This is a genomic window from Bradyrhizobium sp. USDA 4516 (assembly GCF_054055915.1).
Window position 1 is genome coordinate 4,182,008 of sequence record NZ_JBSRXT010000001.1, and the last position, 16,487, is coordinate 4,198,494.

Annotated in this window: 15 protein-coding genes and 1 pseudogene; 13 read left to right on the top strand and 3 right to left on the bottom strand. The window is 63.9% G+C overall.

Annotated features, from left to right (window positions below):
• Window positions 1-6: 6 nt before the first annotated feature.
• Window positions 7-1,320, bottom strand: coding sequence for an MFS transporter (locus ACVI1L_RS19395; protein WP_456783574.1), 1,314 nt, complete (start codon window positions 1,318-1,320; stop codon window positions 7-9).
• 251 nt (window positions 1,321-1,571) lie between these two features.
• Here ACVI1L_RS19395 and ACVI1L_RS19400 point away from each other — a divergent pair, with 251 nt between their 5' ends.
• The 13 genes and pseudogenes from ACVI1L_RS19400 to ACVI1L_RS19460 all read left to right on the top strand — a co-directional run bounded on the left by ACVI1L_RS19400 (window position 1,572) and on the right by ACVI1L_RS19460 (window position 14,435).
• Complete coding sequence (locus ACVI1L_RS19400) at window positions 1,572-2,489, top strand: LysR family transcriptional regulator (RefSeq protein WP_456783575.1); 918 nt, start codon at window positions 1,572-1,574, stop codon at window positions 2,487-2,489.
• Between the two features lie 308 nt (window positions 2,490-2,797).
• The gene (locus ACVI1L_RS19405; RefSeq protein WP_156436127.1) at window positions 2,798-4,429 is read left to right on the top strand and encodes a glycoside hydrolase family 71/99 protein; all 1,632 of its coding nucleotides are present in this window, start codon (window positions 2,798-2,800) and stop codon (window positions 4,427-4,429) included.
• A 24-nt stretch (window positions 4,430-4,453) separates the two neighbouring features.
• Complete coding sequence (locus ACVI1L_RS19410; RefSeq protein WP_057016230.1) at window positions 4,454-5,194, top strand: class I SAM-dependent methyltransferase; 741 nt, start codon at window positions 4,454-4,456, stop codon at window positions 5,192-5,194.
• 171 nt (window positions 5,195-5,365) lie between these two features.
• Window positions 5,366-6,149 (top strand): annotated as a pseudogene (locus tag ACVI1L_RS19415) (LysR family transcriptional regulator).
• 1,304 nt (window positions 6,150-7,453) lie between these two features.
• Window positions 7,454-7,645: a hypothetical protein gene (locus tag ACVI1L_RS19420; RefSeq protein WP_057016232.1), complete on the top strand. Its 192-nt coding sequence runs from the start codon at window positions 7,454-7,456 to the stop codon at window positions 7,643-7,645.
• Between the two features lie 5 nt (window positions 7,646-7,650).
• On the top strand, window positions 7,651-8,406 hold the full coding sequence (locus ACVI1L_RS19425; RefSeq protein WP_028332852.1) for a metal ABC transporter ATP-binding protein: 756 nt from the start codon (window positions 7,651-7,653) through the stop codon (window positions 8,404-8,406).
• 5 nt (window positions 8,407-8,411) lie between these two features.
• Window positions 8,412-9,281: a metal ABC transporter permease gene (locus ACVI1L_RS19430; RefSeq protein ID WP_168857863.1), complete on the top strand. Its 870-nt coding sequence runs from the start codon at window positions 8,412-8,414 to the stop codon at window positions 9,279-9,281.
• Window positions 9,282-9,286: 5 nt separating this feature from the next.
• A complete protein-coding gene (locus tag ACVI1L_RS19435; RefSeq protein ID WP_076827710.1) occupies window positions 9,287-10,159 on the top strand; it encodes a metal ABC transporter substrate-binding protein in 873 nt (290 codons plus the stop codon).
• Window positions 10,160-10,268: 109 nt separating this feature from the next.
• Window positions 10,269-11,327, top strand: a complete 1,059-nt coding sequence (locus tag ACVI1L_RS19440) for a CobW family GTP-binding protein (protein WP_076827709.1) — start codon at window positions 10,269-10,271, stop codon at window positions 11,325-11,327.
• On the top strand, window positions 11,327-12,346 hold the full coding sequence (locus ACVI1L_RS19445) for a WD40 repeat domain-containing protein (RefSeq protein WP_076827707.1): 1,020 nt from the start codon (window positions 11,327-11,329) through the stop codon (window positions 12,344-12,346). The genes ACVI1L_RS19440 and ACVI1L_RS19445 overlap by 1 nt, the downstream gene beginning before the upstream one ends.
• A gap of 98 nt (window positions 12,347-12,444) precedes the next feature.
• Window positions 12,445-13,161 carry an MgtC/SapB family protein gene (locus ACVI1L_RS19450; RefSeq protein ID WP_038384367.1) on the top strand — a complete coding sequence of 239 codons (717 nt, stop codon included), beginning with the start codon at window positions 12,445-12,447 and terminating at the stop codon, window positions 13,159-13,161.
• Between the two features lie 81 nt (window positions 13,162-13,242).
• Window positions 13,243-13,575, top strand: coding sequence for a hypothetical protein (locus tag ACVI1L_RS19455; protein ID WP_168857865.1), 333 nt, complete (start codon window positions 13,243-13,245; stop codon window positions 13,573-13,575).
• Between the two features lie 119 nt (window positions 13,576-13,694).
• Window positions 13,695-14,435 (top strand): acetoacetate decarboxylase, encoded by a 741-nt coding sequence (locus ACVI1L_RS19460; RefSeq protein WP_076827705.1) that lies wholly within the window; start codon window positions 13,695-13,697, stop codon window positions 14,433-14,435.
• A 126-nt stretch (window positions 14,436-14,561) separates the two neighbouring features.
• Here the strand turns inward: ACVI1L_RS19460 and ACVI1L_RS19465 are convergent, their stop codons facing one another.
• Window positions 14,562-16,004: a homospermidine synthase gene (locus ACVI1L_RS19465; protein WP_456783576.1), complete on the bottom strand. Its 1,443-nt coding sequence runs from the start codon at window positions 16,002-16,004 to the stop codon at window positions 14,562-14,564.
• A gap of 40 nt (window positions 16,005-16,044) precedes the next feature.
• Window positions 16,045-16,434 (bottom strand): RidA family protein, encoded by a 390-nt coding sequence (locus tag ACVI1L_RS19470; protein WP_028332860.1) that lies wholly within the window; start codon window positions 16,432-16,434, stop codon window positions 16,045-16,047.
• Window positions 16,435-16,487 lie beyond the last annotated feature (53 nt).

Genomic DNA, 16,487 nt, shown 5'->3' on the forward strand with positions numbered 1-16,487 from the left:
GAGTGGTTAGCGGGTTCGCATGGGATTTGGTTGCGGTTCGGATTGTGCCGGCGCGCTCTGCGCGCGCGACAGCAGCAGCGTGAGCACGGCCGAGAGCACCAAGAGGCCGGCGACGAAATAAAGACCGCCGTCGAAACTGCCGGTGCGTTCCTTGATCCAGCCGATCATCGCCGGCCCGACGAAGCCGCCGAGATTGCCGATCGAGTTGATGGTGGCGATCCCGGCCGCGGCGGCCGAGCCGGACAGGAACATGGTCGGCATGCTCCATAGCGGCGGCTTCGACGAGGAGATGCCGATATTGACCAGGGTCAGCGCCGCGATCACGGCGGCAAGGCCGGTCCACAGCCCGGCGAGCGCAAGTCCCGCCGCGGCCATCAGGCACGCCAGCACCACGTGCCAGGTGCGCTCGCCGGTGCGGTCGGAATGCCGCGCCCACAGCACCATCGCGATCACGGCAACCGTCGCCGGTACCGCGTTGAGGAAGCCGACCTGGATCGACGACAGGCCGAACGCCTTGATGATCTGCGGCGCCCACACCCCAAGTGTGTAGAGCCCGGCCGAGGTGCCGAAATAGACCAGCGCCAGCGCCAGCACCCGCGGGTCGGCGAGGCCGCGCCAGATGCTGTGGCTTGCGGTCGGGGCCTTGCCGTCGTTCTCGGCCTTCATGGTCTTGACCAGCCAGGCGCGCTCGTCGTCGGCCAGCCATCTGGCCTGCTCCGGCCGGTCGGTCAGGAAGCCCAGCACGACGAAGCCGAGCAGCACGGCGGGCACGGCCTCCAGCACGAACAGCCATTGCCAGCCCTTGAAGCCGAGCAGTCCGTCCATCTCCAGCAGCGCACCGGAGAGCGGCGAGCCGAGCACGGTCGACAGCGGCGCCGCCGCCATGAACAGCGCGGTGACGGCGGCGCGCTGCCGCGCCGGGAACCAGTAGGAGAGATAGAGGATGATGCCGGGGAAGAAGCCGGCTTCGGCGGCGCCGAGCAGGAAGCGCAGCACGTAGAAGCTGGTCGCGCCCTGCACCAGCGCCATCGCCGCCGAGACCAGGCCCCAGGTGATCATCACCCGCGCGATCCAGATCCGCGCGCCGATCTTGTGCAGGATGATGTTGGAAGGCACCTCGAACAGGAAGTAGCCCCAGAAGAAGATACCGGCGCCGAAGCCATAGACGGTCGGCGACAGGCCGATGTCCTTGTTCATGGTCAGCGAGGCGAAGCCGATATTGACGCGGTCGATGAACGCCACGAAGTACAGCAGCATGATGAACGGCACGATGCGCAGTGAGATCTTGCGCAATACGCGCGCGCCAAGCTGGCTTTCCATGGGCTTCTTCCCCCGGTTCGTCTTGTTTGTTGGGACGGCGCCTGTCGCGCGCCATCGGAAAGCCTAGAAGCTCGCGCCCTTCCGCTTCAACCCACGCCGGTTTATACAAAAAAATGATATAATCGGACCCGGTCTCACTTGGCGTCGTGCCCGGCCTTGTGCGGGGCATCCACGTCTTGGCGGCAAAGAAAGACGTGGATGGCCGGGACAAGCCCGGCCATGACGAACGCGGGGCATAAGGAAGCGACGTCTTGGAACTGCACCAGCTTCGCTGCTTCGTCGCGGCTGCCGAGGAACTGCATTTCGGCCGCGCGGCGCAGCGCCTGCAGATGATGCCGTCGGCGCTGGGCCGCCACATCAAGCTGCTGGAAGAGGATCTCGGGGTGCGGCTGTTCGCGCGCACCACGCGCGCGGTGTCGCTGACCGAGGACGGCGCTGTGCTGCTGCGCGAGGGCCGCGCGCTGCTCGGCCGCGCTGAGTCGATCGAGAACGGCTTTCGCCGTCGGCTGCGCAAGCCACAGGCGCGCCGCTTCCGGATCGGCGCGATCGACAGCGCGGCGGCCGGCCTGCTGCCGCCGCTGCTGCGCGACCTCCGCGCCGCCCATCCTGATGTTGCCGTGCAACTGCTCGAGGAGAAGACCATCCGCCTGCTGCCGAAGCTGCTGTCTGGTGCGCTCGACCTCGCCTTCGTGCGCCCGCCGGAGCGGCCCGACCGCCGCATCGAATTTGTCCCGCTGTTGCAGGAGACCGCCGTGGTGGCGCTGTCGCACCAGCACGCGCTGGCGCGGCGCAAGCAGATCGTGCTGCCCGACATCGCGGATCAGCCCCTGATCGTGCCGGAACGCCGCTCGCGGCCGCACAGCCACGATCTGACGACAAAACTGTTCGACGAGGCCGGGCTGACGCCGCGTATCCAGGAGATCGCCGACGAGAAGCAGACCATCGTCAACATGGTCGCGGCAAGGCTCGGCGTTGCCATCGTGCCGCGCTGGACCGCACGGATGGCGATCCCCGGCGTCCGCTTTGTGCCGCTCCGCCTGAAGCGCGGCAGCAGCGCCGGCCGCCTGCCGCTCGCCGCCGCCTGGCTGAAAGGCTCCCGCGATCCGGTCCGCGACCAGGTGATCGCGGTGCTCCAGGCACGGTTGAAGAGTTACGCGCGCGAGGCGTGAACACGTCTCTCTCTCTCTCTCTCTCTCTCTTCATTCCGGGGCGTGCGAAGCGCGAGCTCGGAATCCATTCCACCACGCGTTTTGCGGATCGATGGATTCGGGACCTGTGTTGCAAAACGCGGAGCCTCTGTCTTCAACCAATGGAAGGATCATTCGATTTTTCAACCGTGTCGTCGCGAGGCATGGAGCGCGGTAACGCCTGTGCCCATTTCGGCGGCAGAAAGTTCCTCGATCAACTGAAACGCATGGTGCGGAAAGTTCCACCGATCCCGTTCTGTTTCGACCTAATGTGAATCGCGGCGCGATGCTTGCAAGAACCAAAGCAGTTTGATCTCACGCTGTTGCATCGATGTTCCGCTTCAACGGATACGATTGCAGTGCGCCGCCACATAAGCGCCCTTTGTTACTTCTTGAATGCATGTCGAGTAACTACCGAAATCCCGAGCCGCATCATGGCGGCTTTGGACCAAGGGAAAGTGATGATGTGGACAGCCCGACACTGCTCGATCCGTCTGCTTGTTGTGCTTGCGACGGCAGTCTCCTCACTCCCAGCCATGGCTCAGGTGAGCAAGGGCAGTCCTTCCGCCGTGGCACCCGCAGCGCCCGCCGCACCAACTGCGGCACCGGCCTCGTCGAGCAAGGTCTCATTAGGTGCCATTCGGTGGGACAATTGGAGTCTCGACAGTCCCTATGGGCAGGTCCTGGCCGACCCTGGATTGCGCGCGCGCGCTCCGTATTACACAGAGCGTCTGCCGAACGGAAATCTCGGTTTTCCCGGAAACACCGAACGAGCACTGAATGCGGACGTGCATTACGCGAAGTCCGCAGGCTTGGATTATTTCATCTTCGGCTACTACCTGGAGAGTTCGTCCTGGGGACGCGATCCCAGTCGAGCCGTGGCGCTCAATCGGGCGTTGGGAAATTTTCTTCGGCTTCCAGACAAGCTCGGCATCAAATACGCGCTGAATTTCAACCTGTCATTCCCCCCTCGTGATGTGCCGATGGTGAGTGATGCAATCAGCAAAGCGGTAGCTGGGCCGGATTACATGCGGGCGAGCGACGGCTCGGCGCCTGTGTTCTTCCTGCTTGGTACGATGACCCCGTGGATAAAGGGGCTTGGGGGTGAAGAGGGTACAAAGGCGGCCCTGAAGGATATGAGGGATCGGGTCAAGGCCGCGACCGGCCGAGATCTCTACCTGGTTGCCTTGCTCTTCAACCTGTCCGAGACGGAGCCCGTTGCTCACAGGATAGGATTTGATGCGGCGAGTACATATGCGACCGCCCTTGGGTCGAATGGAAAATCCCTGCCGTACGCCAGTTGCGCGGCTCTTGCACAGAAAGCCTGGCAAGCCGAAGCCCAGAATGGTTCTGGAGGCTTCCTGCCAACCGTGACGCTTGGCTGGGATTATCGACCGGCTTTGCGCGATCCTCAGGAACTGAAAACTCGCAAGCCGAATCCGGACTGGTGTCAACCTGCCACCGATGAGGAATGGACACGGCAAATCCGTGCTGCAATCAGTCAGGCGGCCAACAATCCGCGCAACGATCGCTTCAAGAGCGTTGTGATCTATGCCTGGAACGAGAGCTCCGAAGGCGGCTGGATTCAGCCGACGCTGTCTGAAGGCGTGCGGCGTCTCAAAGTGATCGCCAACGCGGCGGGCCGACGCCCGACACTTCCGCCGTTCAAGCTGGTGTGGCCGACGCGGATCGATCCGAAGGCGTGTGCCGTCGGTTCGTCATCGATCTCAACTACAACGGCTGGCGCCGGATGCAAATCGGCCAGTGATTCGATGACAACTGCGTGGCCATGTCCGCCAGGCATGCAGATTGCAGGCGAGGAATTGCGCCAAGCACCGTCGGAGGATGGAGAAAAAATACCGCTTATCTGGCAGGAGAGGCTCTGCACGCCACAGGGCAAACAACAGCGATCAGTTAATTGAGTCAATATCGACAGGGGGTTCCCAATGGATGAAGTCTGGAGTGATGAGAATACCTTCGTGATCAACAACATGAAGTTTGGCCTGATCAGGCAGAACTTCAATGATGCCAGGACGACGAAGGATTCCATCGCGATCATCAAGAACCGCGGGATGATTGATCGCTACAAAAGCCTCATTCGCGAGAACGGGGTTACCAATATCCTGGAATTCGGCATCTTCGAAGGTGGTTCGGCTTTGCTTCTTGCCGCGATCGAGGAACGTATCAAGTTCGTCGGGATCGATATCAGACCTGCGAGCCCAGCGGTGCTTGGCCTGATCCGCGACCACGGTCTGACGGACCGCGTCAAATTATACTACAATACGTCGCAAGGCGACACCGCGCGCGTCCAGACCATCATCAGGACGGAATTCCCCGGCCAGCGAATAGATATGATTATCGACGACGCCTCGCATCAATACGAGCTCTCGCGAGCAAGCTTCGAGGCGTCCTTCCATTATCTCAAGAGCGATGGTCTCTATCTGATCGAAGATTGGGCCTGGGCTCATTGGGAGGAGCCCTATCAGACGCAGCAATGGACCGATATGCCCGCCCTCACCAATCTGATCTTCGAGCTCGTCATGCTCTGTGGAAGCCGGCCCGATATCATTTCGGAAATGAGCGTTCAGAAGGCGATAGCCATTTTCCGCAAGGGCGAACAAGAGGTCGGAAACTTCAGCCTGTCAAAGCTCTACCGTCATCGCAACAGGTGGACCCCCGCACTGTGACGACGCGCCCGGCTCTTGCCGGAGAGCACACGAGCTCGATCGCTTCCCCCACAACGCGTTATGCCCGGCCTTGCGCCGGGCATTCACGTCTTGGCTGCATAAAAGGAAGACCTGGACGGCCGGGACGAGCCCGGCCATGACGATGACTGAGCCGAAAGGAATCCCCACGTCTTGGAACTGCACCAGCTTCGCTGCTTCGTGGCGGCTGCTGAGAACTGCGTTTCGGGCGCGCGGCGCTGCGCCTGCAGACGATGCCGTCGGCGCTGGGCCGCCACATCAAGCTGCTGGCGATCGAGAACGGCTTTCGCCGTCGGCTGCGCAAGCCACAGGCGCGCCGCTTCCGGATCGGCGCGATCGACAGCGCGGCGGCCGGCCTGCTGCCGCCGCTGCTGCGCGACCTCCGCGCCGCCCATCCTGATGTTGCCGTGCAACTGCTCGAGGAGAAGACCATCCGCCTGCTGCCGAAGCTGCTGTCTGGTGCGCTCGACCTCGCCTTCGTGCGCCCGCCGGAGCGGCCCGACCGCCGCATCGAATTTGTCCCGCTGTTGCAGGAGACCGCCGTGGTGGCGCTGTCGCACAAGCACGCGCTGGCGCGGCGCAAGCAGATCGTGCTGCCCGACATCGCGGATCAGCCCCTGATCGTGCCGGAACGCCGCTCGCGGCCGCACAGCCACGATCTGATGACAAAACTGTTCGACGAGGCCGGGTTGACGCCGCATATCCAGGAGATCGCCGACGAGAAGCAGACCATCGTCAACATGGTCGCGGCAAGGCTCGGCGTTGCCATCGTGCCGCGCTGGACCGCGCGGATGGCGATCCCCGGCGTCCGCTTTGTGCCGCTCCGCCTGAAGCGCGGCAGCAGCGCCGGCCGCCTGCCGCTCGCCGCCGCCTGGCTGAAAGGCTCCCGATCGCTGTGCTCCAGGCACGGTTGAAGAGTTACGCGCGCGAGGCGTGAGGGCGCTTCGTTGCGTGATGCCTCGACGGCCGATGAATGATTTTGGCCGGTTGACCTAGGTCAACACGACCTGCGCTGGCCAGGGTGAGCGTGCCCGGCATGGCGAAGCGTCAGGACTGGGTCATGATCGCAGGGTGCGTCGCTACCGCTTTGGCGGTGGTGGCGCTCGTCGCCCTTTTCTCTGCCTGAGCTGTGTCGCCCACGTAGTGTTACGGGGATGTCCAGCTAGGTCCCGGAGATAACTGGGTAATTCCCAAAGCTCGAACACCGCTGGCACAAACTGCACTGGCTTGCCGAGTTCCTCCCGGCATAGCTTCTCCTTCCAACGTAGGGCGGCGTTATGGGCAACCTACTTTACAGCGTGTTTGTCGTACTGATGGGGCTAAGCCCGGTCATCCTCGTGGCGATTGCCATGTTCATAAATTGAGGGCCAGGGCTGTGTCTTTCGGCGTGCCAACCACTGATCCATTCCGCTGGCGTGCTTAGTTACTAAATCCGCGATGCCTTAACCTGGTGAAAGGTTGACGTCAGCGCGGGCGTGTACGCTCGCGCCCATGAATTGGGACCTGCTGTATTTCCGCCTCTCGCTCGTCTGGATGGCGATCACCGCTGCCATGCTGGTCTATGTGCTGGTCGCATAGGGCTGCCTCTTCGCATAGGGCAGCCTCTCCGTCGCCGAAGGCGTTCCGCCGGTATTTTCCCCACGCCAATCGGTGATTTGCCGACGGACAACTCAGCAAAACGTGTCAAGTCCCCGCACGGAGCCCATGGGTGCGATCGACACCCGGCTTTCCCGCGCCCTCAGTTCAAGAGAGGGCGGATTGAAAAGTCAAAGCTCGGGCAATTCATATCGCGAGAGCGCAGAAGTTTGTCTTACTCGCGGCTCCACACACTCAGTGTCGTCCCGGCGAAAGCCAGGCGAAAGCCGGGACCCATAACCACAAATGCCGATCGTTACGCACCGTTGGAATAACGAGTCCCGTCAACAACACCCGCCGCGGCGTATGGGTCCCGGCCTGCGCCGGGACGACACTGAATTTGAGGCGCGCAGGCGGGCCTCGCAATCTGCACCACGGATTCGCCGTTGTCTCGGCCTTCGCCAGGACGACGCGGAGAGAACTGCGCACGGGTCTGCCTTCGCTCCGGCGCAGGTAGCCAACGGTTCCCATCCAGGCAGGTTTCCGGCAAAGCTGTCGACCGGGACGTCACTCTGCCGGCGCGGCTCAAATCTCCCCGGTTTTGCGGGTCCGCCATGAGTTCCTCCTTTGTAGACTCGCGTTATGTTATAATATAACAGTCGTTCCATGGCGCATACGCACACCCACGAGGACCACCATCACGGCCACGCCCCCCACGGGCACAGCCACGCCCCGCACGCGCATCCGGCGCAGGCCGCGCACTGGTCGATCCTGCGCATGCCCGTGCCGGGCCGACTGCTCGCGGCGCTCGCGGTCAGTGCCTGCCTGTGGGCTGTCGTCTGGCTGGCGATGAGGTGAGACCGGTGGCTGCTCTTGTTACCTTCCGTGACGTCACGCTCGGTTATGACCGCCACCCGGCGGTGCATCATCTCAATGGCGCCGTCGAGGCCGGTGCGCTGCTCGCCGTGATCGGCCCGAACGGCGCCGGCAAGTCGACCCTGCTGCGCGGCATCGCCGGCGTGCTCAAGCCGCTCTCGGGCGTGATCGATCTCGACGGGCTGGATCATCGCGACATCGCCTATCTGCCGCAATCTGCCGACATCGACCGCAGCTTCCCGATCTCGGTGTTCGATTTCGTCGGCACCGGGTTGTGGCGCTCCACCGGCTTCTTCGGCGGCATCGGCAAGGCCGCGCGCGAGAAGATTTTGGCGGCGCTCGCCGCCGTCGGCCTCAACGGATTCGAGAACCGCCCGATCGGCACGCTGTCCGGCGGCCAGACCCAGCGCATGCTGTTCGCGCGCGTGCTGTTGCAGGATGCCCGGCTGATCGTGCTCGACGAGCCGTTCAACGCCATCGACGCCAAGACCACCGCCGACCTGCTGGCGCTGGTGAAGCGGTGGAACGGCGAGGGGCGCACCGTGCTGGCGGCGCTGCATGACCTCGACATGGTGCGCAACAATTTCCCGGAGACGCTGCTGCTGGCGCGCGGCCCGGTCGAATGGGGACCGACCGCCGAGGCGCTGACGGCGGACAATCTGATGGTCGCAATGCGGATGTGCGAGGCGTTCGACGATAGCGCCGCGGCCTGCGCCGCCGATCCACGCTCGCGGGCCGCCTGACGCCGATGCTATCCGACGCGCTGGTCACGCCCTTCACCGAATTCGAGTTCATGCGCCGCGCGCTGGCGGCGGTGATCGCGCTGTCGCTCGGCGGTGCGCCGATCGGCGTGTTCCTGATGCTGCGGCGGATGAGCCTGGTCGGCGACGCCATGGCGCATGCGATACTGCCGGGGGCGGCGATCGGCTTCCTGCTGTCCGGGCTCAACCTGTTCGCGATGACGACCGGCGGCCTGATCGCGGGCTTTGCCGTGGCGCTGCTCGCCGGCCTCGTCGCCCGCACCACCGAATTGAAGGAGGACGCCTCGCTTGCGACCTTCTATCTGGTCTCGCTCGCGCTCGGCGTCACCATCGTGTCCATCAAGGGCACCAATATCGACCTGCTGCACGTGCTGTTCGGCAACATCCTGGCGATGGACGACCAGACGCTGCTGGTGATCGCGTTCAACGCCACCCTCACGCTCCTGGTGCTCGCGGTGATCTATCGCCCGCTGGTGATCGAATGCGTCGATCCGGTGTTTTTGCGCACCGTGAGCCGGGCCGGCGCGCCGGCGCATCTCGCCTTCCTCGCGCTGGTCGTGGTCAACCTCGTCAACGGCTTCCACGCGCTCGGCACGCTGCTCGGAGTCGGACTGATGATCCTGCCCGCGGGCATTGCGCGGTTCTGGTCGCGCGACATCACCACCATGATCTGCATCGCGGTGGTGAGCGCGATGCTGTCGGGCTATGCCGGACTGGTGCTGTCGTACCAGACCCGGATTCCATCCGGCCCCGCGATCATCCTGGTCGCGGCGGGGCTGTATATTGTGTCGCTGCTGTTCGGTAATGTCAGCGGCCTGGTGCGGCAGCTGTTTCCCGGCCGCCATCTCGAGGCGTGAGTACGATGCGGCGATTGTTCGGTTTGATTGGTCTGGCGCTGCTGCTGGCGAGTGGACCGGCGCGCGCCGCCGAACGCATCAATGTCGTCGCGAGCTTCTCGATCCTCGCCGACATGGTGCGCAATGTCGGCGGCAATAATGTCGACGTGACGGCGCTGGTCGGGCCCGACGGCGACGCGCATGTCTACGCGCCGACGCCGGCGGATGCCAAGAAGGTCGCCGACGCCAAGCTCGTGGTGATTAATGGTCTCGGCTTCGAGGGCTGGATGCCGCGGCTGCTGCAGGCCTCGGGCAGCAAGGCACCGGTCGCGGTGGCGACCAAGGGGATCATGCCACGGAAGATGGGCGGCCATGACGATCCGCATGCCTGGCAATCCGTGGCCAATGCGAAGATCTACGTCGTCAATATTCGCGACGGGCTGATCGCCGCGGCCCCCGACCAGACAGCCATCTTCAAGGCCAATGCCGACGCCTATCTGGCCAAGCTCGAGGCGCTCGACCGCGAGGTGCATGAGGCGGTGGCGAAAGTGCCGGAGGCGCGGCGCAAGGTGATCTCGACCCATGGCGCCTTCGGCTATTTCGCTGACGCCTACGGCGTCACGTTCTTCTCGCCGCTCAGCGTGTCCACGGATTCCGAGCCCAGCGCGCGCGATATCGCCGCCATCATCGCCCAGATCAAGGTTGCGAAAATTCCGGCAGTTTTTCTCGAAAATATCAGCGATCCCCGCCTGATCGAGCGGATCGCGGCCGAGACCGGCGCCCGGGTCGGCGGCACCCTGTATTCGGACGGTCTGACGGCCGAAAAGGGCGATGCACCCACTTACATTGATATGGTCAGGCACAATATAAAGGCCCTGACCAGCGCGCTCGCCGAGTAGGGCAGGGGCCTCCCTGTCTGGGTTGAGCGCGGACCAGCATGATCCGGAAAAGTGGGGTCCGGTTTTCCGATAAGATCATGTTCAAACAAAGAGTTCCTTCGGAGTTGTTATGGCTGAAGCTTCGCAAAAAATTCCTGTGACCGTGCTGACGGGCTATCTCGGCGCCGGCAAGACCACGCTGTTGAACCGCATCCTGTCGGAAAACCACGGCAAGAAATACGCCGTCATCGTCAACGAATTCGGCGAGATCGGCATCGACAACGACCTCATCATCGGCGCCGATGAGGAAGTGTTCGAGATGAACAATGGCTGCGTGTGCTGCACGGTGCGCGGCGACCTCGTCCGCATCATGGACGGCCTGATGAAGCGCAAGGGCAAGTTCGACGCCATCATCGTCGAGACCACCGGCCTTGCCGATCCGGCGCCGGTCGCGCAGACCTTCTTCGTCGACGAGGACGTGCAGAAGAACGCCCGGCTCGACGCGGTCGTGACCGTCGCCGATGCCAAATGGCTGAGCGACCGCCTCAAGGACGCGCCGGAAGCCAAGAACCAGATCGCGTTCGCCGACGTCATCGTGCTGAACAAGACCGACCTGGTCTCAAAGCCCGAACTCGCCGAGGTCGAAGCCCGCATCCGCGGCATCAATCCCTATGCCAAGCTGCACCGCACCGAGCGTTGCCAGGTCGGGCTGACCGACGTGCTGGAGCGCGGCGCGTTCGATCTCGACCGCATCCTGGAGATCGAGCCCGATTTCCTCGAGGCCGGCGACGATCACGACCATGATCACGATCATCATCAGCATGACCATGATCACCACCACCATCATGATCACGACCATGGCCATGGCGGGTTGAAGCATTATCACGACGAGGACATGCAATCGCTGTCGCTGCGTTCCGAGAAGCCGCTCGACCCGACCAAGTTCATGCCCTGGCTGCAGCAGCTCGTCGCCACCGAGGGCCAGAAGATCCTGCGATCGAAGGGCATCCTCGCCTTCACCGGCGATGACGACCGCTACGTGTTCCAGGGCGTCCACATGATGCTGGAGGGCGACCATCAGCGGAAATGGAAGGACGGCGAGAAGCGCGAGAGCCGCGTCGTGTTCATCGGTCGTGAACTGCCCGAGCAGGTGATCCGCGACGGCTTCGAGCAGTGCATCACCACGTGATGAAAGAGTTCGATCCGGGCGAGGCCCCTTCTTCCATCGTTTCGATCACCGACCGCGTCAAGCCGCTGCCGCTCGGCGCGGCGGTGAGCTCGGTACATTTCCTCGGCGACCGCGCGTTCTTCGTCGGCGCCGAGGAGGGTGTTGCGATCGCGACCGCCGAAGGCGAGATCACACGGACGCAGACGCATTTCGGCGCCATCCTGTGCGCCGCCTCCGACGGCAAGCGGCTCGTCACCGGCGGTGACGACGGCAAGCTGGTCGCGATCGACGCCAAGGGCGAGACCGCTGTCATTGCGACCGACGCCAAGCGGCGCTGGATCGACAACGTCGCCCTGCACAGCGAGGGCACGCTGGCATGGTCGGCGGGCAAGACCGCGTTCGTGCGCAATCCCAAGGGCGAGGAGAAAACCTTCGAGGTACCGTCGACCGTCGGCGGGCTTGCTTTTGCGCCGAAGGGCCTGCGGCTTGCGATCGCGCATTACAACGGCGTGACCTTGTGGTTTCCCAACATGGCGGCCAATCCGGAGTTTCTGGAATGGGCCGGCTCGCATCTCGCCGTCATGTTCAGCCCGGACAACAAATTCCTCGTCACCGCGATGCACGAGCCCGCGATGCATGGCTGGCGGCTCGCCGACAACCGGCATATGCGGATGAGCGGCTATCCTGGCCGGGTGCGCTCGATGTCATGGAGTGTCGGCGGCAAGGGGCTCGCGACCTCGGGCGCCGATACCGTGATCGTCTGGCCGTTCACCAGCAAGGACGGCCCGATGGGCAAGGAGCCGGCGATGCTGGCGCCGATGCCGGCGCGGGTCGCCGTGGTCGCCTGCCATCCGAAGAACGACATCATGGCGGTCGGCTATGCCGACGGCACCGTGCTGATGGTCCGGCTCGAGGACGGCGCCGAGATCCTGGTGCGCCGGAACGCCGGCACGGCGGTGTCGGCGCTCGGATGGAATGCCAAGGGCACGCTGCTCGCCTTCGGCACGGAAGATGGTGACGCGGGCATCGTGGAAATGTAAGAGATCGCGGCAGACGAAGCGTTTTCGAGCGAAGTGAGTACCGGATCGCATGAAGAAAACGCGTCAAAAGACGAAGCTCGCGCCGGGGCCGCAGCGTCATGCGATTTCTCACCACGTTCCAGCTCGCCGACTTCATCGACACGCTGGTCAGCCTGACCACGGCCTTTGTATTCGGCACCCTGATCGGCGCTGAGCGGCAGTACCGGCAGCGCACCGCGGGTCTGCGCACCAATGTGCTGGTCGCGGTCGGCGCTGCCGCCTTCGTCGACCTCGCGATGCATCTGGCCGGCGCCGACGGCGCGGTGCGGGTGATCGCCTATGTGGTGTCGGGAATCGGTTTCCTCGGCGCCGGCGTCATCATGAAGCAGGGCATGGATGTGCGCGGCCTCAACACCGCGGCCACGCTGTGGGCCTCGGCCGCGGTCGGCTCCTGCGCCGGTGCCGACCTCGTGGCGCAGGCGGCGGCGCTGACCGTGTTCGTGATCGCCGGCAACACGCTGCTGCGTCCGCTGGTCAACGCCATCAACCGCATCCCGCTGAACGAGAAGGCCTCGGAGGCGACCTACTACTTCAAGCTCGCGGTTACCCCGGAAGCGCTGCCAGACATGCGTGATCGCCTGGTCGAGAAGCTGGAGGCCGCGAACTACCCTGTTGCCGATGTCGACGTGGTCGAGGCCGGCGACGACTTCCTCGAGATCGTGGCGACGCTGGTCTCGACCGCGGTCGAGCCCAACGAGCTGAATGCCGTGGTGGTCGACCTGCAGCATCAGCCCGGCGTGCGGCACGCGACCTGGGAAGTCAGCACCACGGATTGAGCCGAGGTTCCCGCAGGCACCGCTTCGGAACCATGCCGTGGCGGGATCGTTGACCCCGTGGACAAGGCGCAGGTGAACGAGATGGCTGTGGATCGGACCAGGTTGCGAATCGACATGCTGATCGCCTCGACGCTGGTGGCAGCGGGCGTTGCGATCGCGGTGCTTTCGCTGCACGCGATCTATGCCGCTCCGCCGCAGGAGATCGCGCAGGCGACCCAGCCGCTGCAACCGACGCCGACGCCGGAGCCGCAGCAGACGGCGCCGCCGGCCGAGTCGAAGCCGGGCGGCGAGCGGCCGACCACGCCGGCGCCGCAGCCGGCGCGTCCCGACGATGAGGCACGGAAGGCCGGCGCCAAGCCGGTGCTGCCGCCCGCGCCCGCGGAGAAGACCGCGCCGCCGATCGAGAAAAAGTAAGCGCGCCGCGGCCCGCATTGTGACGCGGATTTGACGGACGCTGCCGATTATACGGTCTCGCCTCCGCCACCGGCACACTCCATAATCTGTCGTCTCGCCAACGACAGATGGGGCCTGCCATGAAGATCGAGGACGTCCGGCGCACCGCCTATTCGATGCCGCTCACCAACCCGTCGTTTCCGCCGGGGCCCTACCGGTTCTTCGACCGCGAATATTTCATCATCACCTACAAGACCGACCCGGAAGCGCTCGCCGCCGTGGTGCCGGAGCCGCTCGAGGTCGCCGAGCCGGTGGTGAAGTACGAGTTCATCCGCATGCCGGACTCGACCGGTTTCGGCGACTACACCGAGACCGGGCAGGTGATCCCGGTTCGCTTCAGGGGCGAGGAGGGCGCCTACACCCACGCGATGTATCTCGACGATGAAGGCCCGATCGCCGGCGGCCGCGAGCTGTGGGGATTTCCGAAGAAGCTGGCAAAGCCCAGGATCGAGGTCGAGAGCGACGTGCTGGTCGGCTCGCTGCATTACGGCTCGGTGCTCTGCGCCTCCGCCACCATGGGCTACAAGCATCGCAAGGTCGACCACGACACCGTCTTGAAGTCGATGACGGCGCCGAACTTCATTCTGAAGATCATCCCGCATGTCGACGGCAGCCCGCGGATCTGCGAGCTGGTGCGGTTTCATCTGGAAGACATCACGCTGAAGGAGGCCTGGACCGGCCCCGCCGCGCTCGGCCTGTTTCCGCACGCGCTATGCGATGTCGCCCGCCTGCCGGTGCGCGAGGTGGTCTCGGCGCTGCATTTCAAGGCAGACCTGACCCTCGGCCTTGGCTCGGTCGCGTTCGACTACATGGCGAGATGACGAAGTCATTCCGGGGCATCGCGTCGGCGATGGACCATGGTGCGCACTCGCGCACCTGCGAATCTCGCGCCACGATTTCGAGATCCCGGGTCTGCGCGCCTAAGCGCGCATCCCGGGATGACCCTGTCAGCGCACCAGAATATTCTTGAACTGCCAGGGATCGCTGGTGTCGATATCTTCCGGAAACAGTCCCGGACGATCCGTCAGCGGGGTCCAGTCGGTGTAGAAACCCTTCACGGGGCCGAGATAGGGTAGCTGGATTTCCAGCAGACGATCGAAGTCCATCTCGTCGGCCTCGACGATGCCTTCGTTCGGGTTTTCCAGCGCCCACACCATGCCGCCGAGCACGGCGGAGGTCACTTGCAGGCCGGTGGCGTTCTGATAGGGCGCGAGCTTGCGGGTCTCCTCGATGGAGAGCTGCGAGCCGTACCAGTAGGCATTGTTGTCATGGCCGAACAGCAGCACGCCGAGCTCGTCGATGCCGTCGACGATCTCGTTCTCGTCGAGGATGTGATGCTTTTCCTGCATCTTCGCTGCGCGGCCGAACATTTCATGCAGCGACAGCACGGCGTCGTCGGCCGGGTGATAGGCATAGTGGCAGGTCGGCCGATAGATCGCCGTGCCCGATGCGTCACGCACCGTGAAGTAATCGGCGATCGAGATCGACTCGTTGTGGGTGACGAGGAAGCCATACTGCGCGCCGCGGGTCGGGCACCAGGTGCGTACGCGCGTGTTGGCGCCGGGCTGCATCAGATAGATGGCGGCGCCGCAGCCGGCTTCGTGGGTATGCGCATTCTCGGGCATCCATTTCTCATGGGTGCCCCAGCCGAGTTCGGACGGCTGCACGCCTTCCGACAGGAAACCTTCCACCGACCAGGTGTTGACGAAGACGTCAGGCTCTTTCGGCGACTTGGAGCGCTGGGTGTCGCGTTCGGCGATGTGGATGCCCTTCACGCCGGCCTGCCGCATCAAGTCCGCCCATTCGGCCTTGGTCTTCGGCTTCGGGGCATTGAGCTTCAGATCGGCGGCGACATTGAGCAGCGCCTGCTTGACGAAGAATGAGACCATGCCGGGATTGGCGCCACAGCAGGAGACGGCCGTCGTCGAGCCCGCGGGGCGCGCCTTCTTGGCGGCCAGCGTCACTTCGCGAAGGGCGTAGTTGGAGCGCGCTTCCGGGCCCTTCGAGGAATCGAAATAGAAGCCGAGCCAGGGCTCGTTGACGGTGTCGATGTAGAGAGCGCCGAGTTCGTTGCACAGCTCCATGATGTCGGTCGAGCCGGTATCGACCGACAGATTGACGCAAAAGCCCTGGCCGCCGCCTTCAGTGAGCAGCGGGCTCAGCAGGTCGCGATAATTGTCCTTGGTCACGGCCTTCTGGATGAATTTGACGTTGTGCTTCTCGCAATGCGCCTTGCGGCCCTCGTCCTTGGGGTCGATCACGGTGACGCGCAACTTGTCGTAATCGAGATGCCGCTCGATCAAAGGCAGCGTGCCTTTGCCGATCGAGCCGAAGCCGATCATAACAATGGGACCTGTGATCTTCGCGTAGATCTGCGAGGCGGGGCTCATCATTTTCTCCAGGAGAGTGCCTAGCGGCGGATAGGGTGGATCAGGGGTTGCGACGCTTCGCGGTGACTTCGATCTCGACCTTCATCTCGGGCTTGTAGAGCCCCGCGACGATCAGCATCGTTGCGGCCGGGCGGATGTCGCCGAGGACCTCGCCGCAGACCGCGAAATGGGCATCCACGTCACGGGCGTCGGTGAGGTAGTAGGTCGCGCGGACGATGTCGGCCATCGCAAAGCCTCCCTCCTTGAGGGCGGCCTCGATGGTCTTGAAGCAGTTCCGTGACTGGCTCGTGACATCTGATGGCATGGTCATCGTGGCGTAGTCATAGCCGGTGGTTCCCGCGACGAAGGCGAAGTCGCCATCGATCACGGCACGGCTGTAGCCGGCGGTCTTCTCAAAGGGCGAGCCGGTGGAAATCAGGCGGCGGGACATATTGGACCTCGACTGAAAATGGCTTTGCGCGGGGTTTACGGGCATTTTTGGCG